Annotated in this window: 19 protein-coding genes and 1 pseudogene; 15 read left to right on the top strand and 5 right to left on the bottom strand. The window is 74.2% G+C overall.

The window, feature by feature from the left end; all coding sequences use genetic code 11:
* Window positions 1–95: 95 nt before the first annotated feature.
* Window positions 96–1,445 carry a cytochrome P450 gene (locus tag ACZ6Z8_RS21395; protein ID WP_465611617.1) on the bottom strand — a complete coding sequence of 450 codons (1,350 nt, stop codon included), beginning with the start codon at window positions 1,443–1,445 and terminating at the stop codon, window positions 96–98.
* Between the two features lie 272 nt (window positions 1,446–1,717).
* Between ACZ6Z8_RS21395 and ACZ6Z8_RS21400 the strand changes: the two genes are divergently transcribed.
* Window positions 1,718–3,121, top strand: coding sequence for an amidase (locus ACZ6Z8_RS21400; protein WP_465611618.1), 1,404 nt, complete (start codon window positions 1,718–1,720; stop codon window positions 3,119–3,121).
* 15 nt (window positions 3,122–3,136) lie between these two features.
* Here the strand turns inward: ACZ6Z8_RS21400 and ACZ6Z8_RS21405 are convergent, their stop codons facing one another.
* Window positions 3,137–5,089 carry an FUSC family protein gene (locus tag ACZ6Z8_RS21405; RefSeq protein ID WP_465611619.1) on the bottom strand — a complete coding sequence of 651 codons (1,953 nt, stop codon included), beginning with the start codon at window positions 5,087–5,089 and terminating at the stop codon, window positions 3,137–3,139.
* Window positions 5,090–5,587: 498 nt separating this feature from the next.
* Here ACZ6Z8_RS21405 and ACZ6Z8_RS21410 point away from each other — a divergent pair, with 498 nt between their 5' ends.
* The 6 genes from ACZ6Z8_RS21410 (at window position 5,588) to ACZ6Z8_RS21435 (ending at window position 12,010) form a co-directional block, all read left to right on the top strand.
* Window positions 5,588–6,646: a phytanoyl-CoA dioxygenase family protein gene (locus ACZ6Z8_RS21410; RefSeq protein ID WP_465611620.1), complete on the top strand. Its 1,059-nt coding sequence runs from the start codon at window positions 5,588–5,590 to the stop codon at window positions 6,644–6,646.
* Window positions 6,646–7,959: a DUF6271 family protein gene (locus ACZ6Z8_RS21415; RefSeq protein WP_465611621.1), complete on the top strand. Its 1,314-nt coding sequence runs from the start codon at window positions 6,646–6,648 to the stop codon at window positions 7,957–7,959. The genes ACZ6Z8_RS21410 and ACZ6Z8_RS21415 overlap by 1 nt, the downstream gene beginning before the upstream one ends.
* Window positions 7,960–7,981: 22 nt before the next feature.
* The gene (locus tag ACZ6Z8_RS21420) at window positions 7,982–9,286 is read left to right on the top strand and encodes a type III PLP-dependent enzyme (RefSeq protein WP_465611622.1); all 1,305 of its coding nucleotides are present in this window, start codon (window positions 7,982–7,984) and stop codon (window positions 9,284–9,286) included.
* Window positions 9,283–9,837: a GNAT family N-acetyltransferase gene (locus tag ACZ6Z8_RS21425; protein ID WP_465611623.1), complete on the top strand. Its 555-nt coding sequence runs from the start codon at window positions 9,283–9,285 to the stop codon at window positions 9,835–9,837. The genes ACZ6Z8_RS21420 and ACZ6Z8_RS21425 overlap by 4 nt, the downstream gene beginning before the upstream one ends.
* 5 nt (window positions 9,838–9,842) lie before the next feature.
* A complete protein-coding gene (locus ACZ6Z8_RS21430; RefSeq protein ID WP_465611624.1) occupies window positions 9,843–11,057 on the top strand; it encodes an MFS transporter in 1,215 nt (404 codons plus the stop codon).
* Between the two features lie 212 nt (window positions 11,058–11,269).
* A complete protein-coding gene (locus ACZ6Z8_RS21435; RefSeq protein ID WP_465611625.1) occupies window positions 11,270–12,010 on the top strand; it encodes a PIG-L deacetylase family protein in 741 nt (246 codons plus the stop codon).
* Here the strand turns inward: ACZ6Z8_RS21435 and ACZ6Z8_RS21440 are convergent.
* From ACZ6Z8_RS21440 to ACZ6Z8_RS21450, 3 genes are all read right to left on the bottom strand, one after another.
* Window positions 12,007–12,687: a DedA family protein gene (locus ACZ6Z8_RS21440; RefSeq protein WP_465611626.1), complete on the bottom strand. Its 681-nt coding sequence runs from the start codon at window positions 12,685–12,687 to the stop codon at window positions 12,007–12,009. The genes ACZ6Z8_RS21435 and ACZ6Z8_RS21440 overlap by 4 nt on opposite strands.
* Before the next feature lie 53 nt (window positions 12,688–12,740).
* Window positions 12,741–12,935 (bottom strand): DUF1918 domain-containing protein, encoded by a 195-nt coding sequence (locus ACZ6Z8_RS21445; protein ID WP_465611627.1) that lies wholly within the window; start codon window positions 12,933–12,935, stop codon window positions 12,741–12,743.
* A gap of 123 nt (window positions 12,936–13,058) precedes the next feature.
* Window positions 13,059–13,730 carry a TetR/AcrR family transcriptional regulator gene (locus tag ACZ6Z8_RS21450; RefSeq protein WP_465611628.1) on the bottom strand — a complete coding sequence of 224 codons (672 nt, stop codon included), beginning with the start codon at window positions 13,728–13,730 and terminating at the stop codon, window positions 13,059–13,061.
* A gap of 340 nt (window positions 13,731–14,070) precedes the next feature.
* On the opposite strand from ACZ6Z8_RS21450, the gene ACZ6Z8_RS21455 reads away from it, so the two are divergent.
* The 8 genes and pseudogenes from ACZ6Z8_RS21455 to asnB all read left to right on the top strand — a co-directional run bounded on the left by ACZ6Z8_RS21455 (window position 14,071) and on the right by asnB (window position 24,737).
* Window positions 14,071–14,940 (top strand): TauD/TfdA family dioxygenase, encoded by an 870-nt coding sequence (locus ACZ6Z8_RS21455; protein WP_465611629.1) that lies wholly within the window; start codon window positions 14,071–14,073, stop codon window positions 14,938–14,940.
* Between the two features lie 159 nt (window positions 14,941–15,099).
* Window positions 15,100–15,174, top strand: a pseudogene (locus ACZ6Z8_RS21460) (hypothetical protein); the annotation flags it as partial.
* 551 nt (window positions 15,175–15,725) lie between these two features.
* Window positions 15,726–17,222, top strand: a complete 1,497-nt coding sequence (locus ACZ6Z8_RS21465) for a sugar transferase (RefSeq protein ID WP_465611695.1) — start codon at window positions 15,726–15,728, stop codon at window positions 17,220–17,222.
* A 76-nt stretch (window positions 17,223–17,298) separates the two neighbouring features.
* Window positions 17,299–18,615, top strand: a complete 1,317-nt coding sequence (locus tag ACZ6Z8_RS21470) for a nucleotide sugar dehydrogenase (RefSeq protein ID WP_465611630.1) — start codon at window positions 17,299–17,301, stop codon at window positions 18,613–18,615.
* Entirely contained in the window at window positions 18,605–19,888 is a 1,284-nt protein-coding gene (locus ACZ6Z8_RS21475; RefSeq protein ID WP_465611631.1) for a glycosyltransferase family 4 protein, read from the top strand. Before ACZ6Z8_RS21470 ends, ACZ6Z8_RS21475 begins: the two co-directional genes overlap by 11 nt.
* Complete coding sequence (locus tag ACZ6Z8_RS21480; RefSeq protein ID WP_465611632.1) at window positions 19,885–21,285, top strand: Wzz/FepE/Etk N-terminal domain-containing protein; 1,401 nt, start codon at window positions 19,885–19,887, stop codon at window positions 21,283–21,285. Before ACZ6Z8_RS21475 ends, ACZ6Z8_RS21480 begins: the two co-directional genes overlap by 4 nt.
* The gene (locus ACZ6Z8_RS21485) at window positions 21,282–22,808 is read left to right on the top strand and encodes a Wzz/FepE/Etk N-terminal domain-containing protein (RefSeq protein WP_465611633.1); all 1,527 of its coding nucleotides are present in this window, start codon (window positions 21,282–21,284) and stop codon (window positions 22,806–22,808) included. Before ACZ6Z8_RS21480 ends, ACZ6Z8_RS21485 begins: the two co-directional genes overlap by 4 nt.
* A gap of 3 nt (window positions 22,809–22,811) precedes the next feature.
* A complete protein-coding gene (gene asnB / locus ACZ6Z8_RS21490) occupies window positions 22,812–24,737 on the top strand; it encodes an asparagine synthase (glutamine-hydrolyzing) (RefSeq protein ID WP_465611634.1) in 1,926 nt (641 codons plus the stop codon).
* The last annotated feature ends 36 nt before the right edge of the window (window positions 24,738–24,773 follow it).

The raw sequence follows: 24,773 nt of genomic DNA on the forward strand, positions 1-24,773 counted from the left end.
GTGTCCCGGTCGAGCGGAGGGTCGGGTCGGCCCGGATGCGACCGCCCGTCCCGGGACAGTACCGAACGCCGGTGGGCGCCGGCTCGGTGTGTCCGTCAGCGGATGCGGCGGTTGAGCGTCGCGGTGAAGGAGCGGGGGGACAGCGAGGAGCTGCGCTGGGGGCGGATGGGGCGGCCGCGGGTGGGGGTGACGGTCCAGCGGGCGGCGATGGTGGCGAGGGCGAGGGCGGCCTCGGTGGTGCCGAAGGCGTCGCCGATGCAGCGGCGGGCGCCGAGGCCGAAGGGGGTGTAGGTGCCGGGGGCGGGGCGGGCGGTGGTGAGCCAGCGGTCGGGGTCGAAGCGGTCGGGGCAGGGGAAGAGATCGGCGCGGCGGTGCAGCAGGTAGGGGCTGTACAGGACGGTGGCGCCGGCCGGGAGGCGGTGGCCGCCGAGTTCGGTGTCGGCGGTGACGGTTCGGCTGAGGATCCAGGCGGGCGGGTAGAGCCGGAGGGTCTCGCTGACGATCCTGGCGGTGAGCGGCAGCGAGGCCAGGTCCTCGTGGCGGGCGGGGCGGCCGTCGAGGACGGTGTCGAGTTCGGTGTGCAGGCGCTCGCGGACGGCGGGGTTGGCGGCGAGCAGGGTCCAGGCCCAGGAGAGGGTGGCGGCGCTGGTCTCCATGCCGGCCAGCAGGAAGGTGACCACCTGGTCGTGGATCTCGCCGTCGGACAGGCCCCGGCCGTGCTCGTCGCGGGCGCTGAGCAGCACGGAGAGCAGGTCCTGGTGGTCGGTGCCGGCCGCGCGGTAGTCGGCGATCAGGAGCCGGGTGATCTCCCGCAGGTCCCGCCGGGCGCGTTGGAAGCGGCGGTTGCCGGGGGTGGGGATCCGGTCGGCGCCGGGCAGCGGCAGCATCATCCGGCGGGCGACGCCGCGGGTGACCACGTCCATGGAGTCGTGGACGGGCAGGGTGCCGGCCCGCTCGTGCGCGGCGAACAGGCAGCGGGCGGTGACGGCCGTGCTGAGGCGGTACATCGCGGCGGGCACGTCGACCACGTCGCCGTCGCGCCAGCGGGCGGTGGTGCCGGCGATCTCCTCGGCCATCATGGCGGCGTAGCCGGGCAGCCGGTCGCGGTGGAACGCGGGCTGCAGCATGCGGCGTTGGCGCCGGTGGGCGGCGGCGGGGCAGGTGGCGAGGCCGTTGCCGAAGGCCTCGCGGGCCTTCTCGATGATGATGCCGCCCTTGTCGTAGGTGCGGTCCTCGGTGAGCAGCCGGCGCACCAGGTCGGGGTGGCAGGCGACGTACGCGTCGAGCGGGCCGAGCCGCAGCCGGACCAGGTCGCCGTGGGCGGCGAGGCCGGCCACGAAGTCCAGCGGGCTGCGGATGAAGGCGGGGGCGTGACCGAGCAGGGGGAGCGCGCCGGGCGCGGTGACCGAGGTGTACTGGGCGGTCGGGTGGTACTGGGTGGTCACGGGCGTCACCTCTGGGATGGGCCGGTTCATCGGGCGATCGGGATCTTTCCCGGCGCCCGGCGGCGAAACGGTGTGTGACCGGCGGGTGGGATGAACGCGGGGGCGCGTGCCGAACGCCCGTGCGCCCCAAGGTGGCTGACGGCTCGCCCGGGGCCGCCGGGCGCAGGGGTTTCCGGGGGCGGTGCCGCGCGCCTACACTGCGAAGCTCCGTACGATTACCGGCCGGTATACCCGCCGGTACGGCGACGTGCTACGACCGGTTGGGAGTTGGGATGGCCGACGAGCGGGCCCACGCGTTCACCGACGACGCCCTCGGCGCGCACGACGCGGTGGCACTGGCCGCCCTGGTCCGGGCCGGCGAGGTCAACCCCCGGGAGCTGGTCGCGGCCGCCGCCGCCCGTGCCGCACGAATGGACGGCGCGCTGATGCCCGTCGCCCACGCCTGCTACGACCGGCCCCGGATCAGCCGGGAGGGCATCGGCGGACCGCTCTGGGGAGTGCCGACCTACCTCAAGGACAACGTCGACCTGCGCGGCCTGCCCACCGGCATGGGCAGCGAGGCCTTCCGCGCCCGTCCGGCCCGCCGCAACGCGCGCTTCACCGACCAGCTGCTGTCCACCGGCCTGGCGGTGCTCGGCAAGACCAGGCTGCCCGAGTTCGGCCTGAACGCCTCCACCGAGTTCGCCACCGCCCAGCCGGTGCGCAACCCGTGGAAGACCTCGCACTCGCCCGGCGCCTCCTCGGGCGGCGCGGCCGCCCTGGTGGCGGCCGGCGTGGTGCCGATCGCGCACGCGAACGACGGCGGCGGGTCGATCCGCATCCCGGCGGCCTGCTGCGGACTGGTCGGCCTCAAGCCCACCCGCGGCCGGCTGGTGACCAACGCCCAGGGCGGAAAGCTGCCGATCGACCTGGTCACCGACGGGGTGGTGACCCGCTCGGTGCGCGACACCGCCGCCTTCTTCGCCGCCGCCGAACGCCACCACCGCAACCCGGAGCTGCCCCCGCTCGGCCTGGTCGAGGGCCCCGGGGAGCGCGGGCTGCGGATCGGACTGGTCGTCGACTCGCCGATCGCCAAGACCGACGAGGCGACCCGCCGGGCCGTCGAGGAGACCGCCGCCCGGCTGGAGGCGATGGGCCACCGGGTCGTGCCCACCACCCTGCCGTTCGGCGAGGAGTTCTCCCGCGACTTCCTCTCGTACTGGGGCTACATCGCCTGGGTGATCGCGGTCACCGGCCGGCTGGTGCTCGACCCGAGCTTCCGGGCCGGGAAGCTGGACGGGCTGACCACCGGGCTGCGCCGCAGCTTCCGGGCCGAGTTCCGGCGCACCCCGGGCGTGCTGCGGCGGCTGCGCCGGGCCGAGGCGGTGTACGCGGGGATCTTCCGGGAGCACGACGCGATCCTCTCCCCGGTGCTCGCCCACACCGCCCCGCCGATCGGGCACCTCAGCCCGAACGTCGCCTTCGACGAGCTGGTCGAGCGGCTGCTGCGCTACGTCGCCTTCACCCCGGTCAACAACGTGACCGGCGGCCCGGGCATCTCGCTGCCCGCCGGGGCGGCCCCGAGCGGGCTGCCGATCGGGGTGCACCTGTCGGCCGCGCACGGGCAGGAGCGGGTGCTGCTGGAGCTGGCCTTCGCCCTGGAGGCGGACCGGCCCTGGCGCCGGATCCAGGACTGACTCCGGGCACCGCCGTCACGGGTAGGCCACCGACCGGGCCGCGTGCACCTCGTGGTGCAGCCGGGCCAGCGCGCAGTCCGGCGGCAGCGCGTCCGGGTCGCCCCCGGGCGCCGGGGCGCCGGCCCGCAGCGCCTCGGCCAGCCCGGTCAGCTCCCGGGTGACGGCGCGGACCTCGGCCGCGGTCGGCACCGGCCCGCCGTGCTCGATCCGCACCCGGGTCGCCGTGGTGGTGTCCACGATCCGCTCCACCGCGATCACCAGCGGCCACCACGCCTCGGCCCGGGTGCCGACCGGCGGCGGCTCGGTGAGCGCCCGCTGGAACTCGCTGCGCACCGCCGAGAGGTCCCGGTACAGCCGCCGCCGGTAGCGGGCGCGGGCCGGTTCGTCCCGCCCCGGCCCGGTGGTGAAGGCCAGCGACACGTAGGAGGCGGTGTCCTGGACGGCGTCGGCCAAACGGTCGCCGATCCGGGTGTGCCACGACTCGGGCCACAGCAGGTAGCCGGCCAGCAGCGCGATGGCGCAGCCGATCAGCGAGTCGTAGAGCCGGGGCAGCACCAGGTGGAAGCCCTGGTGGTTGAGCAGGTCGGAGAGCAGCAGGATGACCGGGGTGATGGCCGCGGTCTGGAAGGCGTACCCCTTGACGGAAGCCACCGGGATGAGGGTGGCGAGCACCGCCATCACGGGCACGTCCCACCAGCCGTGCGGCACCTCGGCCAGCACCGGCATGGCGATCAGCAGTCCGGCGGCGGTGCCGAGCGCGCGCAGCACCGCCCGGGAGAACACCGAGCCGAAGTCCGGCTTCAGCACGAAGGTGACGGTCAGCGCCACCCAGTAGGAGCGCGGGACGGCGATCGCCGACACCAGCACCTGGGCCAGCCCGATGCACAGCGCCAGCCGCAGGCCGTACCGCCAGGAGGCGCCGGACAGCAGCAGCGCGCGGGCCGCCCGGCGGGTGCGGACCTCCAGGCCGGCGGGCCGGCCGAGCCGGTCGTCGGCGGCGTACGGGTCGGGCGCGGACTCGTGGACGACAGCGGCGGCGTGCCCGATCGCCTCGGCCAGCGCGCGGGTGGAGGGCCCGCGCGGCTCGGGCAGCTCGGGCGGCGGGGCCGGGCCGGTGCGGCCCTGCTCGACGGCCTCGGCCAGTTCGCGGACGGCGGCCGGGTAGGCCGGTGACAGCGGACCGTACCCCGGCGGGCGCAGCTGGGCCGCGGACGCCCCCTCGACCACCGGGATCAGCGCGTTGAGCTGGGCGATCAGGCGCACCAGGGTGGGGGAGCGGCCGTGCCGGCGGGCACGGCGGGCGAGCAGCAGGTCGTAGGAGTGGTTGAGCGACTGGGTGAGCGCGTGGCGCCGGGCCTCGTAGCCCGGTGAGCCGGTGGCCTCCAGCAGCCCGGCGACCGCCCGGTAGGTGTCCGCGACCACGGCGCGCTCGGGGACGCCGACGCGCAGCGGCCAGGCGAGCAGGGTCAGGGCGAGCACCAGCAGACCGCCGAGCAGCAGCAGGGCGGGTGGCAGCCACCAGGGGGAGGGCAGCGGCAGGCCGGCCCCGACCACGGCGTTGAGCAGCAGGAGCAGGCCGGAGACGGAGGCGACCGCGCCGATCGAGGAGATCATCCCGGAGACCAGTGCGGTGAGGGTCAGCACGAGGACGGCCGTCCAGCCGGAGCCGTACACCTGGGTGCCGACCAGCACCCCGAGGGCGCCGAACAGCTGCGGCACGGCGATGTTGAAGACCCGCATCCGGTACGCGTCGGCGGAGTCCCCGATCACCCCGGACAGCGCGCCCATCGACACCAGCGCGGCGTAGCCGGTGCGGCCGGTGGCGGTGCCGACGGCCAGCGGGGCGGCCAGCGCCACCGAGGCGCGGGCCGCCGCGGCCCAGGGGATCGGTGCGTCCCGGGGCCGCAGACTCTTGGTCAGCCAGCCGGGCGGGGTCAGTCGGGGGTTTGCCAGCCGGGTGCGTGCCACAGTCCCAACGTACGGCGGACGGCCGGCGGTGGCCCGGTGTGACGGTGTCGGCCGTCGGCGACGGACCGGTTCAACGGCCCGGGAGGCCGTCGGGGTTCATCGTTCCCGCATTTATGTCAATTGCCGAAACATACCCGGCCTTATGTCGGTCTCCGGAACATGGAGCGAACCGCCGGAGGCGCTGCGAAATGCGCGGATTTCCCAATCGGCAACCGAAGGGAAAGGGTTGACACCATTAGTTGGTCTAGTCCAACGTATGGGGAGCGCGGTCCGGCAATGGCTGATGCGGGGTGAGTGCCCCGGCCGGCCGGGCGAGTTGGCCCCCTGACGTGGCGCACTGCGCTGCTCGGGGCCGAGGCGAGAAGGAGCGCATGCGGACGGCCGTCCGGCCGCGCGCCGAATTCCCCTTCCGGCCGCTGCCAGGCCGTCGGCTCGCCGCGCCCGCGACGGGCGCCCGAGGACGCGCTGCATCGACCACGAACCACGGAGTGACCGCCCATGCCGAGCCCTGACGAACACCCAGAGGAATATCTGTACCGGGCCGCCTCCGAGCGCCCCTACTTCAGCGCCGACACGGAGAGCTACCTCGCCCCGACCGCCCTGCGGGAACTGCGCAAGAGGCTCCCGCTGCGGGTGCTCTCCGAGGAGGACTTCGCGCACTGGCAGACCTACGGCTACGTCGTGGTGGAGCAGGCCGTCCCGGCCGACGCCGCACGGCGACTGCTCGACTTCACCTGGGAGTTCCAGGGCCTGTCGCCCGACCGCCCGCAGGACTGGTACCGCGAGCGCGAGTACCGCGACGAACTCGACCGGCACCTGCACATCTACGGCTTCGTCGAGGCCTACCACCACCAGCTCATCTGGGACAGCCGCCAGGCGCAGCGCGTCTACGACGCCTTCGTCGACGTGTGGGACTGCGAGGAGCTGTGGGTCACCCTCGACCGGCTCAACCTCAACCCGCCGAACGTGCGCAACCGCGACCGCGCCCTCATCGAACCCACCGACAAGGGGTTCGACATCGAACTGCACTGGGACGTCGACACCACCCGGGCCATGCTGCCGCAGCGCGTCCAGGGCATCATCGCGCTCAACGACACCGCCCCCGACCACGGCGGCTTCCAGTGCGACCCGGAGCTGTTCCGCCGCTTCAACGAGTGGCAGGCCGCCCAGCCCGCCGACCGCGACCCGATCCGCCCGTCCGTCGACCGCGCCGAGTTCCCGGTGATCCGCCCCGAGTTGAAGGCCGGCGACCTGCTGATCTGGAACGGGCTGCTCGCCCACGGCGTCGCCCCCAACACCTCCGAGGGCGGCGTGCGCGCGGTGCAGTACCTGTCCATGATGCCCGCCCTGGAGGAGGCCGAGCCGCTGCGCCGCTCCCGGGTCGAGTCCTGGCGCACCCTCGCCACCCCGGACTGGAACCGCACCCTGGTCGGGGACGCCGACCGGCCCGAGGCGCTGCGCTACGGGCGGGCCGAACTGACCGAACTCGGCGAGAAGCTGCTCGGCCTGCGGTCCTGGACCGGGCGCGACTTCGAGCAGCCCGCGGGGGAGCGGTAGTGCGCGCCGTCTGCCTGGCCCTGCCCACCAACCGCGAGTGCGCGGACACCGTCACCGCGGTCGGCGCCGAAGCCGCCCACGCCGCCCGGCGGTTCGGCGTCCGGGTGCACCTGCTGGTGCTCGACTCCGCCGAACCGGCGGCGCGCGCCCGGCACGCCGCTGCCGCCGCCGCGCTGCCGCCCGCCGAGGGCGTGGTCGTCCACCACCTGGACGAGGGCGCCCAACGCGCCTTCCTGCGCGAGGCGATCGAGCGCTCCGGCCTCCCCGGACCGGAGAAGCTGCTCGACCTGATGCTGCCCGACGCCGTCTCCTACGGTGCCTGCACCAACCGGGCCTTCCTGCTGGCCGCCGCGCTCGGCTGCACCTCGGTGCACCGCCGCGACTCCGACAGCCGCTACCAGTGGCACGGCGGCGAACCGGTGTTCCCGATCGAGCACGAACTCGCCACCATCGGGCTCAAGGCGGCCGACGCGGCCGCAGCCGTCACCGAGCACACCCTCGACCCGGCGCACGCCGACAAGCCGGTCGCCCTGGTCGGCGCCTCCTTCATCGGCGAACTCTCCGTCGACCTCGGCGAGATCCGCGAACTCGACCCGGCGGTCTACCACGACATGGTCGCCCTCTGGGCGCCCACCGGGGCCACCGAGGAGGAGCGCCGGGAACTCGTCGCCGAGTCCTTCGTCGGCGCGGGCACCGAGCCCTTCACCGCCGACCGCGCCGTGCTCGACCGCCCCGACATCTGGCGCATCGACATGTGCAACATCGCCCTCGACCACGAGGTGTACGAGCGCGTCCCGCTGCCGCCCGCCACCGACACCATCGGCAGCGACTACTTCCTGCACCACCTGGTGCACGACGCCACGCTGCCCGGCGTCACCCACAACCGCCACATCGTCAACTACTACACCCCGGAACGGCGCACCGGCGCCGGATTCACCGCCTACCAGGAGCGCTACGCCAAGTTCCTGCTCTCCATGCTCTACCTCCACCCGGTCTACGCCGAGATGGAGCGGGCCGGCGACGCCCTGCTCGACGAGCACCACCACGTCCGCCCCGAGGTGATCGCCGACCACGTCCGCCGCAGCGCGGCGACGGACCGCGCCGAGAACCACCGGCGGCTCGCCGAACTCGACCGCTGCTACCGGAAACTCGGCGGCAGGTACGCCGAGTTCGCCGACCACCTGGCGGCCGTGAGGGCGCGCCTGCTCGACGAGGCGCAGGCGGACATCGAGGACTTCGCCCTGCTGATCGACGCATGGGGCCCGCTGGTGCGGGCGAGCAGGGCCATCCCCGCCGACCGGCTGCCGTGGTAGCCGCACCGGGAGTTCACACGTGATGAGCCAGACCACCGAACCGCGTCGCTCCACCGAGCTGCGCCCCACCGAACCGCGCCCGACCGCCCCGACCGCCCAGCCCGCCGTGCACCCGGACACCGGGCCCCGCCCCCGGCCGCCCGACCACACCGCCCTGCGCGCCGCGCTCGCCGCCGCCACCGAGGACACCGTCATCTACGACCTGGACGGCATCGGCCGCCAGTACGCCGCCCTGTGCGCCGAACTGCCCGGCGTGGCCGTCCGGTTCGCGATGAAGGCCTGCCCGGTCGACGAGGTGCTCGACCACCTCGCCGGGCTCGGATCCGGCTTCGACGCGGCCGGCCCGCAGGAGATCGTCCAGGCGCTGCGTACCGGCGTCGCCCCCGAGCTGATCCACTACGGCAACACCATCAAGTCCGACCGCAACATCGCCGAGGCCTACCGGCTGGGCGTGCGCGACTTCGCCACCGACAGCCTGGAGGACGTCGCCGCTGTCGCCGAACACGCCCCCGGCTCCCGGGTGTTCTGCCGCATCGCGACCACCGGCGAGGGCGCCCTGTGGGGCCTGAGCCACAAGTTCGGCTGCTCGCCCGAGGACGCCCTGCGGGTGCTCGGCGCCGCCCGCACCGCCGGGCTGGTGCCGTCCGGCCTGTCCGTCCACGTCGGCTCCCAGCAGATGACCGCCGAGGCCTGGGCCGCGGCCGTCGACTCGCTGGCCGCCGTTCTGGAGGCGCTCAACCGGCGGGGCATCGTGCCGGACCGGATCAACCTCGGCGGCGGACTGCCCGCCCTCGGCGTGCTCGACCGGCGCGGCCGCCCGCTCGAACCACCGCTGGACAAGATGTTCACGGTGCTGCGCGAGGGCATGGAGCGGCTGCGCGCCGTCAACGCCGCCCCGCTGGAGTTCCTGCTCGAACCCGGCCGCCACCTGGTCGCCGACCACGGCGCGATCCGCGCCCATGTCGCCCGGCTCACCTCCCGCCACCGGCTCGACGGCACCCGGGAGGACTGGCTCTACCTGAGCTGCGGCAAGTTCAACGGCCTGTACGAGATGGACCAGTTGCAGTTCCGGCTGGAGTTCCCCACCCACCCCGGCGGCCGGTTCGTCGACGCCGTGGTGGCCGGCCCGACCTGCGACAGCGACGACGCCTACGCCCAGGAGGACGGCCCGGTACGGGTCCCGCTGGCGGTCGCCTCCGGCGACCCGGTGTGGATCCACTCCTGCGGCGCGTACGCCACCGCCTACGCCACCCGGGGGTTCAACGGCTTCGCGCCGCTGCCGCACACCTGTGTCGGCGGCCGAGCCGACGAGCGGGGTGGCGCATGAGCGGCACCCGGATCCGGCTGCTCCGCGAGAGCGACTGGCCGGACGTCATCGCGGCCGAGGAGCGCGCCTACGCCCCCAGCGGCCTCTCCGAGGGCGGCGCGGCACTGCGCTCCCGGCACCGCGCCTCGCCGTCGACCTGCTTCGTGCTGGAGGACGCCGAGGGCTTCTGCGGCTACCTGCTCGCCCTGCCGTACCCGCTGTTCCGCTGCCCGGACCTCAGCCGGGCCGAGTCCGACGGCGCCGCGGGCGGGAGCGGCGGGGACAACCTGCACGCCCACGACCTGGTGGTCGCCGAGCGGGCCCGCGGCCGTGGCCTCGCCGACCGGTTGCTGCTCCACCTGGAGGAGACCGGGCGGGAGGCCGGCTACCGGACCCTCTCGCTGGTCGCCGTGCGCGGCTCGCAGGTGCTGTGGTCCCGGCTGGGCTACCGCGCCCGGCCCGAGGTCGGGCTGCCCGCCAGCTACGGCACCGAGGCGGTCTACATGGCCAAGTCCCTGGCACCCCCCTCGGCCGACACCCTCCCGTCCCCCTCCAGAGCCGAAGTGGGCTGATGCACATGTCTCCCGTACGCGACGAGTTCCGCCGCTCCCAACTGGCCACCGGTGCACTGTTCTTCGTCCTCGGGTTCCAGTACGCGACCTGGGTGTCCCGGGTGCCCGCGCTCAAGGCCCGGCTCGACCTGGGCGAGGCCCGGATCGGGCTGCTGCTGATGACCTGCGGGATCGGCGCGGCGGTGTCCTTCCCGCTGGTCGCGGTGCTGATGCGGCGGCTCGGCTCGCGCCTGCTCTCGGTGCTGTCCGCGCTCGCCCTGGGCGTGATCCTGCTCGCGCTGTCGGTGGTGCCCAACTACCCGGTCACCCTGCTGGTGCTGTTCTTCGACGGCGTCGCGGTGGGCTGCCTGAACGTCGCGATGAACGCCCAGGGCGCCGCGCTGGAGGCCCGCTTCGAGCGCACCACGATGTCCAGGCTGCACGCCACCTTCAGCGCGGGCTCGCTGCTGGCCGCCCTGCTGGCCTCCGGCGTCAACGCCTTCACCGGAACCCTCGCCGTCCACTTCGGGCTGGCCGCACTGCTGCTGGCCGGGCTGGTGGCGGCCGCCCGGCCCGGCCTGCTGGCCGACGCGCCGCCGCAGGCCGCCTCCCCGGAGGCCGCTTCCCCGGAGGAGCGGAAGAAGGAGCGCCGCGGCTTCACCCTGCCCGCCGCGGCCACCCTCTGGATGGGCCTGGCGATGGTCTTCGGCACCGTCACCGAGGGCGCGATGAACGACTGGTCGGCGCTCTACCTCAAGGACGTGGTGCACGCCGGCGCCGGACTCGCCCCGATGGGCATCGCGGTGGTCTCGGTGACGATGGTCTGCGCCCGGATCTTCGCCGACGGCTGGCGCACCCGCTTCGGCGACGGCCGGATCGTCCGCACCGGCAGCCTGCTGGCCGGGCTCGGCCTCGCCCTGGCCCTGCTGGCGGGCGGCGTGGTGCCGACCCTGCTCGGCTTCGCCTGCGTCGGTCTCGGCGTCGCCGCCGTCACCCCCTGCGTCTACGTCGCCGCCGCCCGCCAGGGCTCCGACGCCCTCTCCCTGGTCGCCGCCATGGGCACCACCGGCCTGCTGGCCGGCCCCGCCGTGATCGGCTTCATCGCGGGCGGCACCAGTCTGGTCTGGGGCATGGCGGCCGTCGCCGCGTCCGCGGCCGTGGTCTCGCTCTGCGCCGCCCGCATCAGCTGGCCCCGCCCGCAGGCCGCACCGGCGGGCCGGCTCGCCCCCGAGGCCGGCTGACGATCCCCTCGGGGCCTGCCCTTGGTCCTCGCCCGGCCCGTCCGCGTCCCCCGTCGCGGCGAGCCGGGCGAGCTCGTTCCGCGGGGCGGTCAGCCGGGCGCCTCGCCCGGGCCGTACCGCCGACGGTGTCTGACGGTGCGTGGTGGATCGCGGTCTTCTAGAGTCGCCAGCGGCACGACCGTGCGTCCGCGCGTGAGAGGGAAGTGAGCAGCATGACCGAGCAGGCCCCCGAGCCCTTCGAGCCCGTCGACGAGGACTGGCAGACCGCGGTGGCGATCGTCGCCCACCCCGACGACATGGAGTACGGCGGCGCGGCGGCCGTCGCCCGCTGGACCGCCCAGGGCAAGACGGTGATCTACGTGATGGTCACCAGCGGCGAGGCCGGCATCGACTCGATGGCCCCCGAGGAGTGCGGGCCGCTGCGCGAGGCCGAGCAGATCGCCTCGGCCCGCGTCGTCGGGGTGGAGACCGTCGAGTTCCTCGGCTACCGGGACGGCGTCGTGGAGTACGGGCTGCCGCTGCGCCGCGACATCGCCCGGGTGGTGCGCCGGCACCGCCCGGACATCGTGATCACCAGCAACTTCCGGGAGACCTACGGCGGGGTGTTCCTCAACCAGGCCGACCACATCGCCGTCGGCCGGGCCACCCTGGACGGCGTGCGCGACGCCGGGAACCGCTGGGTGTTCCGCGAGCTGCTGGACGAGGGCCACGAGCCTTGGAACGGCGTCCGGCAGATCTGGGCGGCGTCCTCGCCGGAGGCCCGGCACGCCGTGGACACCACCGGGACCTTCGACCTGGGCGTCGCCTCGCTGGAGGAGCACAAGGCGTACCTGGCCGGGCTGGGCGGGGCGATGGCGGACGCCCGGGAGTTCCTGGAGGGCGTCGGCCGGGGCGCGGGCACCCGGCTGGGGACGCGCTTCGCTGTGCCGTTCGAGGTGTTCCCGCTGCGCTAACCACCCTTGGGGGAGTCTTCGGACCCGTCGCCGGCGTCGGTGCCCTCGCGGCGCCGGCGCCGGTGGCGCAGCACCTGCCGCAGGAGCAGCGCGACCACCAGCACCCCGAGCCCGATCGCGAACCACAGCTGGTAGCGGATCGCCGTCCGGTACACCGTCCCGATGTTGGCCCCGGCGACGTACCCGAAGGTGCCCCAGACGGCCGTCCACAGCACGGCGCCGAGCAGGTTGAACACCGCGAAACGGCGCCAGGGCATCCCGGTCGTCCCGGCGATGATGCCGTTGTACTGGCGCAGCCCGTCCACGAAGCGGGCGACGAGGACCACCTTGCCGCCGTGCCGGGCGAAGAAGCCGTCCGCGCGTTCCATCCGGGCCGGGGTGAGCAGCACGTAGCGGCCCCAGCGGTGGACGAAGGCGCGCCCTCCGCTGCGCCCGATCAGGTAGCCGAGGGCGTTGCCGACGGTCGCTGCGGCGGCCGCGATCAGCAGGACGGCGGCGAAGTTCAGGTGCCCGCTGCCGGCGTACACCGAGGCGAGCACCAGGACGGTCTGGCCGGGCACCGGGATGCCGCAGTTGTCCAGCAGCACGAGCAGCGCCAACGCGAGGTACCCGTAGTGGTCCAGCAGTGGCGCCAGCCCGGCGAGCGGCCCGGGCAGCGGGGGCGCGGGTGCGGTCACCGCTCCTCACCACCTCGCACCGGTCGTCGGGTGCGGGGTGGCGGGGGAGTCGGTCAGCGTTCCGCCCTGCGGGTCTCGATGTTGCAGTCGGGGCCGGGGTAGATCAGGCCCTCGTGGCCGTCCTCGAACCGGACGACGTACGGCGGCTCGCCGTTGACGCCGCGCACCTCGACGATCTCGCCCTTCTGGTCCACCATGCCCACTGCCCTGCTGTGGATGTGGAGCTGGTCACCTACCATCGCGTGCATGATCGTGCTCCTCGGATCGCGGTGGCCGCGTCTACGACCGTTCCGCTATCCACTGTGCTGCCGGGGCGCCGGGCATGCAACGGCGCGGGCGGGCGGGACGCACCGGGTGCCCGGGGCCGCGGCTCAGCCGGCGGGCGGTTGTTGCGCGAGGTAGCCGCGCACCAGCCGTTTGCACTCGGTGATCAGCGCCGGATCGCCCTGCGGGTTCCCCCGGAAGGCCAGCTTGAGCACCGCGTCGGCCGCCTCCAGGGCGACCCGCAGGGCCAGCGTGGTGGCCGCCGGGTCGCCCGTCTCGAACAGCTCGCCGCCGAGGGCCTGCAGCCGCAGGGCGACGGCGGTGTTGTTGTCCACGCCGGCGTCCAGCAGGTGCGTCTCGTCCCGCACCCCGGAGGGCACGGCCGTACCGGCGAGCCCGAAGTCCACCTGGCCGAAGCCGGGAACCGCGCGCTTCATCGCGACGAACTCCTCCACCGCGAGGTCGGTGAAGCCGGCCGGGCCGAGCGGGGCGGACCCGGCCAGCCGGGCGTCCAGGCGCTGGAGGTACTGGTCGAGGTTGCGGGTGGCGAGCGCGGCCAGCAGGTCCTCCTTGCCGGCGAAGAACTGGTACAGGGTGCCGATCGGCACCTGGGCCCGCTGGGCGACCTCCTTGGTGGTGAGCGCGGTCGCCCCGACCTCGTCCAGCAGCTCGGCGCAGGCGTCCAGGATGCGGCCGTACCGCTCCTGGCTGCGCTGTTGGACCGGCCGCCGCCTGGCCGGTCCGGGGCTGTGCTGGTGACTCCGGGCGTCGACGCTCATGCCGCAACTCTGCCGCATCGGCTGTTCCGACGGCGAATCACCGGGGCGGGGGAGCGCCGGAGTTTCCGGTGGGCCGGGAATCGACCGATGGCCGGAGCTGAACCGCACGGTGGCGGGAAGGTGTCCACGGGTCGGCTCAGCTCTTGTCGTGGACGCGAAGGCCGGTTCATACTCCTGGGGCGGATCACTTTGCGTGGTTGACGCGTGCCTCCTCGTGGCGATCGCGGACCCGAACGCGAACCCGAACTCAGCTGTCCGTGGCGACGACGGACTCCACCGCCGCCACCCGAAGTCTGGACGGACCCGTGTGCCCCCACCCCCGTACCGCGGAGGAGGCGTTGTGAACGAGCACACGGTGACCGAGATCGGCTGGAACGGCCTGGAGTTGGAGGCCAGGCGGCGGCTGTGGTCGCTGCAGCCGGGCGACGAGGAGCGGCGGCTGCTGCGGGCCGACGCCCTCACCGGACGCTGGGGCGCGGGCGAGCCGGTGCGCGAGCGGCTGCGGTCCTTCATGCGGGAGAGCATCGACTCGGTCGGGCTCACCCACGTCGCCAACCTGGTCGACCCGGCGCGGCCGGAGCGGGAGATCACCGAGGTGCTCGCCTTCCTGCTGCGGGACCACGGCCGGATCGTGCCGCAGAACGGGCGCGGCGACCTCACCTCGGTGCTGCACGACCAGGACGGCGACGGCAACACCGAACCCGGCTTCCACTGCGACACCTGCGACCTGCTCGTCCTGCTCTGCCTCCAGCCCGCCGACCGCGGCGGCGGACTGACCGAGCTGGCGAGCGCCCGGCACGTCTACGACCTGATCGAGCGGGAGCGGCCGGACGCGCTGGCCACCCTCTGCGAGGACTGGACCTTCGACCGGACCGGCCGGGCGGGCCCGCAGCGGGTCGTCACCCCGATCCTGTACCCGAGGAGGGACGGGACGATCGGCTGCTACTACCAGACCCGCACCGTCCGCTCCTCGCCGGACCGGGGCGGCCCGGAGCTGACCGACCGGCAGTGGGAGGCGCTGGGAGTGCTGGACGAGGTGCTGTACCGCCCCGAGACAGCCTTCGGCCTGCCGATGGCCGCCGGGGACCTGCTGGTCATCCGCAACAGCCGGGTGCTGCACGGGCGTTCGGCCTACGTGGACGAACCCGGCCCGTACGCCCGGCGGATGCTGCGGATCTGGCTCAACGAGGGGGAGGCGTGGACGCCGTGACCGGACCCGCCGCGACCGGACCCGCCGCGACCGGACCCGCTGTGCCCCGATCCGCCGTGACCGGGCCCGCCACCACCCGGCCGCACGGGTAGGGCGCGCTGGTCACCGGCGGCGGCAGCGGGCCCGGCCGGGCCTCCGCGCCGGCCCTGCTGGACGCCGGGCTGGGTGCAGTCCTACGGCACCCGCTACGTCCGCCCGCCGGTCCTCGCCGGGGACATCTCCCGCCCGCACCCGACCGGCTGATCCCGCCAACGCGCGGCCGGGGCGCGGAACTTCCCTCGTTCACCCGACGCCCGCGCGCCCGGCCGGGCGCGGCCCTCCCGTCCTCGCAGGTCACACCGCACGTCCACGGCTCCCGGGCGCCCCCGATGGTGATCATTCGGTGGGTCGGGCTTCAAACTTCGTGCACGTGTTTCACAGATCCCCCTCTTCGGCGCCCCCGATGCTCTAGATTGATTTTCACTTCGCTCGGTAGGGCGCGAGGCGCGACAGGTCATGACCACGGGTCCGGTGCTGCGGACGGTGAGTGGTCGCGTCCCCGGCGGCAGGTGTTCGGTGATCGGTTCCCGGTGCCCGAAGGGGGCCCCGGGCGGGTCCGGAGTTCTTTCAAGTAGCGCGGCAGTGACCGGTTTTGCCATGCGCGGGAGGTGGGGCCTCCCGGAGCCAGGAACGGCGCGGCACGGAAGGCGGAGCCTTCCGGGGGGAGGAAGCGAACAGGTGCGGGAGGCGCGGGCCTCCCGGGGGGAGGAACCGTGTGGAGCGAGCACGTCGAACCCACTGGCGACCTGGACGGGGCTGTTGAGCAGGGGGAGGGAGAATTAGTCGGCCCGTTTCCACCGGCGTCGGGACGCCCGAGGAACGGGAGGCTCAGCCGGCCTCGGATCGACTGGGAGCAGCAGTACCGCCGTACTGTGATCATCGGCGACACCGTGGCCACCGCCTTCGTGGTAGCGGCGATCGGCGGTTTCTTCGGGGTCCGGGACGCGGCCAACTGGCACGAGAAATGGGGGATCCTCGCCTTCGGCACCGAACTGCTGGTGCTGGGCGCGTTGGCGACCACCCGCGCGTGGGCCCCCGCCGTGCTCGGCGAGGGCGCCGAGGAGTTCCGCCGGCTCGGGCGCTCGCTGTTCACGGCGGCCGTCGTGCTGGCGCTCGGCGGGATCGCCCTCACCTCGCACAACATCAAGCTCTGGATCTTCGTCGCGATCCCGGCGATCACGCTCGTCACCATGACCGAGCGGTACCTGCTGCGGCTGTGGCTGCACAAGCAGCGCAACCTCGGACGGTGCCTGCGCCCGGTGCTCGCCGCCGGGAGCCCGGCCACCGTGCGCGACCTGATCGCCCGGACCCGCAAGTTCCCGCACCTGGGCTGGCGGGTGGAGGCGGTGTGCACGCCGTACGCCCTCGGCCCGGGCGGTGACCGGCTGGACGGGGTGCCGGTCGTCGGCCGGCTGGCGGACGTCGCCAACCACGTCCGCCGCGACGGCTACCGGGTCGTCGCGATCACCCCGGACCCGTACTGGTCGCCGGACCGGCTGCAGCGGCTGGCCTGGAACCTGGAGGGCGGCGACGCCGAAATGGTCGTGGCCCCCGTGCTGATGGAGGTGGCCGGTCCGCGGTTGCACGTCGACGCGGTGCTCGGCATCCCGATGCTCAGGGTCAGCATGCCCGCCTTCACCGGGGGCCCGCGGGCGGTCAAGGCGGTCGTCGACCGGCTCGGCGCCGCGGTGCTGCTGGTGCTGTTCGCGCCGCTGATGGTGGCGGTCGGCCTGCTGGTGCTGGTGGACAGCCGGGGCGGGATGTTCTACCGGCAGCACCGGGTCGGCAAGGACGGCCGCCAGTTCACCCTGGTCAAGTTCCGCACCATGGTCGCCGGGGCGGACCGGGCCCGGGCCGAACTGGCCGACCGCAACGAGGGCGCCGGCCTGCTGTTCAAGCTCCGCCGGGACCCGCGGGTGACCCGGGTCGGGGGAGTGCTGCGCCGGTACTCGCTCGACGAACTGCCGCAACTGCTCAATGTGCTCACCGGCTCGATGTCGCTCGTCGGACCGCGGCCCCCGCTGCCGGAGGAGTCCGCCGCGTACGGCCCGGACATCCGGCGCCGGCTGCTCGTCAAACCCGGGCTCACCGGCCTGTGGCAGATCAGCGGACGCAGCGACCTGCCCTGGGAGGAGGCGGTCCGGCTGGACCTGCGGTACGTGGAGGACTGGTCGCTCGCCCTGGACGCGGTGATCCTCTGGAAGACGCTGCGTGCGGTGCTCCAGGGACAGGGGGCCTACTGATGGCCGGGGGGCGTCGCCGTCCGGTCGGCGCGCGGATGGCCGGCCCGAAGGGCCTGCCCGAGGGGAGGAACGGGTCATGAGGATCAGCGTCCTGGGGCTCGGCTACGTGGGCTGCGTGTCGGCCGCGTGCCTGGCCAGCCTGGGCCACGAGGTCATCGGGGTGGACGTCAACCAGGTGAAGGTCGACCTGGTCAACGACGGCAGGGCGCCCGTGGTCGAGGAGCGGATCGGCGAGCTGATCGCCGAGGTCGTGCGGACCGGAGCGCTGCGCGCCACCGGCGACGTGCGCGAGGCGGTGGCGGGCAGCGAGGTGTCGCTGGTCTGCGTGGGCACGCCGTCGGAGCCCAACGGCAGCCTGTGCACCACCTACCTGGAGCGGGTCGCCGAGCAGATCGGCGCCGCGGTGGCCGAGCGGGGCGGGCGGCACACCGTGGTGTTCCGCAGCACCATGCTCCCGGGCACCTGCCTGAACCTGCTGGTGCCGATCCTGGAGAAGCACGCCGGCGGCGTCGCCGGCGCGGACTTCGGGGTCGCGGTCAACCCGGAGTTCCTGCGCGAGGGCACCAGCGTGCGGGACTTCTTCGACCCGCCCAAGACCGTCATCGGCGAACTCGACCCGGCCAGCGGCGACGTGGTCGCGGCCCTGTACGAGGGACTGCCCGGCGAGGTGTTCCGGGTGCCGGTCCCGACGGCCGAGGCGATCAAGTACGCGGACAACGCGTTCCACGGCCTCAAGATCGGCTTCGCGAACGAGCTGGGCGCGGTCTGCCGGGCGCTCGGGGTCGACTCGCACCAGGTGATGGACGTCTTCCTGGCCGACCGCAAGCTGAACATCAGCCCGGCCTACCTGCGGCCCGGCTTCGCCTTCGGCGGCTCCTGCCTGCCCAAGGACCTGCGCAGCCTGGTCCACGCGGCGCAGCGCGCCGACGTCTCGGTGCCCATCCTGTCCCACGTGCTGCCCTCCAACTCCGACCACCTCCAGCGCGCGGTGGAGCTGGTCGAGCGCACCGGCAAGCGCCGGGTGGGCCTGTTCGGCCTGTCCTTCAAGCCCGGCACCGACGACCTCCGGGAGAGCCCGCTCGTCGAACTGGCCGAGCGGCTCTTCGGCAAGGGCTACGACCTGCGGATCTACGACCCCAACGTCAACCTCTCCCGGCTGCTCGGCGCCAACCGCGAGTACATCGAGACCCGGCTGCCGCACCTCGCGCAGCTGCTCGCGCAGTCGGTCGGCGAGGTGCTCGACCACGCCGAGGTGTGCGTGGTCGGCACCAGGGACCCGGCCGTGCTGTCGGCCCTGCCGCACGGCGACGGCCCGGTGGTCGTCGATCTCGTCCACCTCCCCGACGCCGACGCGCGCCGGGCCGAACCGGGGTACTCGGGCCTTGCTTGGTGACGCATCCTTCAGTGGTGAAAAGTTCGGTGACGCGACGTCCGGTGACGCGGCGTCCGGCGACCCGGTCGGCCGCGACGGGCGGACCCGTCGCGCGCTGATCCTGGTGGAGAACCTGTCCGTGCCCTTCGACCGGCGGGTGTGGCAGGAGTGCACGACACTGCGCGACGCCGGCTGGACGGTCGACGTCATCTGCCCGCGCGGGAGCAAGCGGGACACCGAGCCGGAGGCGGTGATCGACGGCGTGCGGATCCACCGCTACCCGCTGCGGGCGGCCACCGGCGGCCCGGCCGGCTACCTCCAGGAGTACGGATCGGCGCTGTGGCACACCGCCCGGCTGGCCCGCAGGGTCGGGCCGGTCGACGTGGTCCACGCCTGCAACCCGCCCGACCTGCTGTTCCTGCCCGCCCTGTGGCTGAAGCGGCGCGGCGCGCGGTTCGTGTTCGACCAGCACGACCTGGTGCCCGAGCTGTACCTCTCCCGCTTCGACCGCGGCGAGGACCTGCTCTTCCGCGCCGTGCGCGCGCTGGAACGCTGGACCTACCGGGCCGCGGACGTCGTGCTCGCCACCAACGAGAGCTACCGCGACGTCGCGCTCAGCCGCGGCGGCCGGCGGCCCGAGGACGTCTTCGTGGTGCGCAGCGCGCCCGACACCGAGCGGTTCCGGCCGGTGCCGCCCGAGCCGGAGCTCAAGCGCGGCAAGCCCCATCTGCTGTGCTACCTCGGCGTCATGGGGCCGCAGGACGGCGTGGACTACGCCCTGCGGTCCCTGGCGAAACTGCGCGACGAGCACGGCCGCGGTGACTGGCACGCGGTGTTCGTCGGCGGCGGCGACACCTTCGACGCGATGGTGGAGCTGTCCCGGCGGCTCGGGCTCTCCGAGCAGGTGCAGTTCACCGGCCGCGTTCCGGACGCCGACCTGGTGCGCTACCTGTCGACCGCGGACGTGTGCCTGTCCCCGGACCCGCGCAACCCGCTCAACGACGTGTCGACCATGAACAAGGTCCTGGAGTACATGGTGATGGGCCGGCCCATCGTCTCCTTCGACCTCCGGGAGGCACGGGTCTCCGCCGGGGACGCCGCCGTCTACGCGCCCGCCAACGACGAGGGCGAGTTCGCCCGGCTCATCGCCGAGCTGATGGACGATCCGGAGCGGCGGGCCTGGATGGGCAAGCTCGGCCAGGAGCGGATCAACGGGCCGCTCGCCTGGCGCAACTCCCAGCGCTCGCTGCTCGCCGCCTACGCCGCCGCCTGCCGCCCAGGGCCGCGCCGTTGAGCGACGACACGATACGCCTGGTCACGATCGGCCGGATCCTGCGCCGGCGCTGGCGGCTGCTGGCCGTCCTCGCCCTGCTGGGTGCGCTCGTCGGCTACGGCGGTTCGCTGCTGTTCCCGCCGAGCTACACGGCGTCGGCGTCGGTCCTGCTGCCCGGGGTGTGGCAGGAACGCGAACTGCTGACCCAGGCGGAGATCGCGACCAGTTCGGTGGTGGTCGACCGGGCGGCCGCCACGCTCGGCTGGGCCGGGGTCAGCGGCAGCGCGCTGCGGGACGAGGTGAGCGCCACGGCCGCGGACGGGAACATCATCAAGATCTCGGGCACGGCCGACACCCCGGAGCGCGCCCAGCAGCTCTCCGACCAGGTGGCCCAGCAGTTCGTCACCTTCGCCGGGCGGATCGCGGGCGACAGCGCCGACCCCGAGTCGGCGCAGCCCGAGGCGCTGCGGCAGCTGGTGGTGCAGGCGAGCCGCCGCATCAGCGACCTCGCCGCGGCGGCCGATCCGGGGCAGACCGTGGAGGGCGTGCAGACCCGGACCGAACTGGAGAAGCTGCGCACCTCGCTCCAGGACGCCATCAAGAAGCTGGACCAGGTCGACCCGGCCGCCAACAGGGCCAACATGGTCGTCATGGGCCCGGCGCCCCGACCGTCCGGCGAGGCGCCGCCGACCCGGACCCAACTCGTCGCCGCCGGCGCGCTGTTGTTCTTCCTGCTCGCCGTCGTCGGTCACCTTGCCGCGGCCCGGATGAGCCGCCGCCTGCGCACCGGGCCCGAGATCGCCGCGGCGCTCGGCGCGGCGCTGCTCGGCACCGTCGACGTCCCCGGGGATGCGCACCGGCCGCGGGGGCGTGGCCCGCGCGCCCTGGCCCGCCGGCTGCTGGGCCTCGACGTCCGGTGGGACCTGCCGGCCCCGTGGTCCTCCGGCGACGAGGCGGGCAGGAGGCTGCGCCACCGGCGGGTCTGCGCCCGGCTGCGGGAGCAACTGCCGGACGCAGGGGAGCTGTTGCTGCTCTTCCCGGACGGCGACGAGACCGCCCGCCGGGCTGCCGGGCAGCTCGCCGCCGAGGCGGGGAGCGAGCCGCTGCTACGGGTGGCCGGGGTCCAGGTGGCCCGGCCGCTGGTGCCGGACCGTGAGGCCGGGGCCGGCGTAGTGGTCGTGCTCAGTGCGGGCAACCGGACGGCGGAGGAACTCGCCGGAATCGCCGAGGCGTGCGCGGACGCCGGACAGGAGCTCGTCGGCGCCGTCCTCGCCGAACCGGTCCGGGACCGTCCGGCGCGGTCCCGGGGCCGACGCCCGGACGGCGACGAGTCGGCGTCCACGGCCGCCGAACCCGCGGTCGCGGTCGGCGAACCCGCGGTCGCGGTCGGCGACGGCGCGGGAGGAGGTCCGGGGTGACGACGAGTACGGCCCCGGAGCCGTCGGCCGCGCCACTGCTGGACCTCCAGGCGCTGGTGGTCGCCGTGCGCAGGCGCCGCCGCCTCTGGTGCGCCCTGGCGTTGGCCGGACTGCTGCTCGGCGCGGCCGTGGCCGTCCTGCGGCCGCCGCCGCCGGCCGCGGTGACCAAGGTGCTGGTCGCCCACCAGGCGGACCAGCCGAACGACCCCGGCACGCTGATCCGCACCGACGTCGCCCTGCTCCAGACCACCGGGATCGCCGACCAGGCCCTCAAGGCCCTCGGCTCCCCGGACCGACCGGAGGACTTCATGCGGGACTACGCGGGGACCGGCCTGACCAACAACCTGCTGCAGATCACCGCGACGGGCCGCAGCGACGCGGAAGCGGTGGCCCGGGCCAAGGCGCTGGCCGACGCCTTCGTCGCGGACCACGTGAAGCGGATCAAGGACGCCGCGGACGCCGAGGCCAAGGCCCTGCTCGACCAGCGGGACCGGCTGCGGGACGAACTCGCGCAGATCAACCGGTCGATCGGCGACGCCGTCAAGCAGACCGGGCCGAACGCGTCGACGAACCTGGACTCGCTCTACGCCAACCGGACCGAACTCACGTCCCGCATCAACGACTTCGGCCAGCGTGCGGCGGAGGCGCAGGTCGGCACGCCGCGGCTCGTCGCCGGCACGCAGATCGTGGACGCCCCGCGTCCGGTGCGCCGCTCCCTGCCCACGGCCGCCGCCACCGACGGCGGGATCGGGCTCGTCCTCGGGCTCGTCCTCGGCATCGCGGTGGCCGCCGTCGGCGCGGTGGTGGCGGACCGGCCCGTACTGCGCCGGGAGATCGCGGCGAACCTCGGCGCCTCCGTCATCGCGGAACTGCGCCGGGTGCCCCGCCGTTCGGCCGTCCGCCGGCGGCTCCGGCGGACCAGGGCGGCCCGGGCGAGGCTCACCACCACCCTGGCCCGCACCGTGCGCGGCTCCGCGGAGGCGGTGTCGCTGCTGGAACTGGGCTGCGCGCACAGCACCGCCGCGATCGCCCTGGACCTCGCCGGAGCACTGGCCGAAGAGGGGCCGGTGGTCGTCGTCGACGGCCTGCCCGGCCCCCAACTCCGCCGGCGCCGCCCCAGACCTGGCGACCCGACCGTGGTCGACGGCGAGCGGGCCGAGGCCCTGCCACCCGGGCAACGCCGGCTCGGCGTCGGTTCGGTGGCGCCCGGTACGGCCTGGACCGACCTGAGCCACCTCGGCACCCGGACCGTCCTCGTGGTGCGCGCCGGGCACGGCAGCGCCGCCTGGCTGCACACCGTGGCGCGCCGGCTCGCCGACCAGGGCATCCCGGTGCTCGGAGTGGTGCTGATCGACCCCGATCCGCGGGACCGGACCGACGGCACCCTGTGGGACGGGCCGCACACCGCGCCGCGCGGTGAGAACGGGCGGCCGGCCCGGCTGAGCCGGACCGGCCGGCGACGGACGGAACGACCACCGATGTGGACCGCACGGGTCCCCGACAGCGACCAGGAGGCGAGGTAGCACATGTGCGGCATCGCGGGCACGTACCGATGGCCGGACGGGAAGGCCGTGACCGACCTGCTCACCGACACCCTCGCCCACCGGGGTCCGGACGGCTCGGGCCGGTACAGCCACCCCCTCGGCGACGGCGAGGTGCACCTGGGGCACCGCCGGCTGGCCATCGTCGACCTGACCGGGACCGGCGCCCAGCCGATGGCCTCGGACGGCCTGGTCCTGACGTACAACGGCGAGCTGTACAACGCGCCCGAGCTGCGCGCCGAACTGACGGCCGCCGGGGTGCGCTTCCGCGGCACCTCCGACACCGAGGTGCTGCTGGAGGCCTGGCGGCGCTGGGGCACCGACTGCCTGCCCCGGCTGCGCGGGATGTTCGCGTTCGGGATCTTCGACGAGCGCACCGGTGAGCTGGTGCTCGCCCGGGACCAGCTCGGCATCAAGCCGCTCTTCCTGGTCCGGCGCGGCGAGGGACTGGTGTTCGCCTCCGAGCTCAAGGCGCTGGCCGCCGCCACCGGAGGTTCCCTGGAGGTCGACCACGCGGCGCTGGTGGCCTCCCTGCTGTACTACTGGGTGCCGGACTCGCGCTGCGCGTTCCGCGAGGCGGAGAAGCTGCCGCCGGGGAGCTGGCTGCGCTGCCGGCCCGACGGCCGGGTAGAGCGCGGCCGGTACTGGCACCTGCGGGAGGTCGCCGCCGAGGGCCGGGAGCGGGCCCGGGCCGGCGAACTCCCGGACCTCGCCGCGATCGTCGAGGACTCGACGCGGCGTCACCTGCTCTCCGACGTCCCGGTGGCGACCTTCCTCTCCGGCGGACTGGACTCCAGCTACCTGACCGCGCTGGCCGCCCGCGACCACCCCGGGATCTCCGCGTACACCATCGGCTTCCGCGCCGAGGACGCCAGGTTCGAGGCGATGCCGGACGACCTGCGCTACGCCCGGCGGGTGGCCGAGCGGTTCGGCGTCGACCTGCACGAGATCGAGATAGCCCCGGACGTGCTCGACCTGCTGCCGCGGATGACGTACCACCTGGACGAGCCGATCGGCGACCCGGCCGCGATCAACACCTTCCTGATCTGCTCGGCCGCCCGGGAGGCCGGGGTCAAGGTGCTGCTCTCGGGAATGGGCGCCGACGAGCTGTTCGCCGGCTACCGCAAGCACCTGGCCAACCGGCTCGCGCTGCGCTACCAGCGCGTCCCCCGGCCGCTGCGGCGCGGCCTGTCCGCGGCCGTGGACCGGCTGCCGGTCGCCACCGCCAACCGGGGCTTCCGCTCGGTGCGGTTCGCCAAGCGGTTCCTCTCCTTCGCCGACCTGCCGGAGGAGACCGCGTTCCGGCGCAGCTACACCATGTACGACCGCGAGGAACTGCTCGCGCTGGTGAATCCGGATCTGGCCGGCGCGGTCGAGGACGTGCTGACCGAGCACGCGGACGTCTACCGGGACAACGACCTGGACGACTTCGTCAACCGCATGTGCCTGGGCGACGCCCGGATGTTCCTGCCGGGACTGAACCTCGCCTACACCGACCGCTCCAGCATGGCCGCCTCCACCGAGGTGCGGGTGCCGTACGTGGACGTCGAGGTGGTCAGGGCGGCGTTCGCCGTCCCCGGCGACCGCAAGATCGTCGGACGGCAGGGCAAGGCCGTGCTCAAGGAGGCGGCCGCCTCGGTCCTGCCCCGGGAGATCGTGTACCGGCCCAAGGGCCTGTTCAGCGCCCCGCTGCGGGCCTGGATGAGCCGGGACCTGGCACCGCTGGTGCGCGAGGTGATCAACGACGGCGAGCTGGTGCGGTCCGGGTTCCTGCGCCGCGACGCGCTGGCGCGGCTGGCCGCCGAGGACGCCGCCGGGCAGCGGGACTTCTCCAAGCACCTGTGGCACGTGCTGACGCTTGAGCACTGGTACCGCGGCGCGACCTCCGGCTCCGGCCACAGCACGACCTAGCAGGGCTCAGTCGACGGCTCAGAAACAAGGGGACTT

The sequence above is a fragment of the Kitasatospora sp. NPDC101108 genome, from assembly GCF_055584725.1.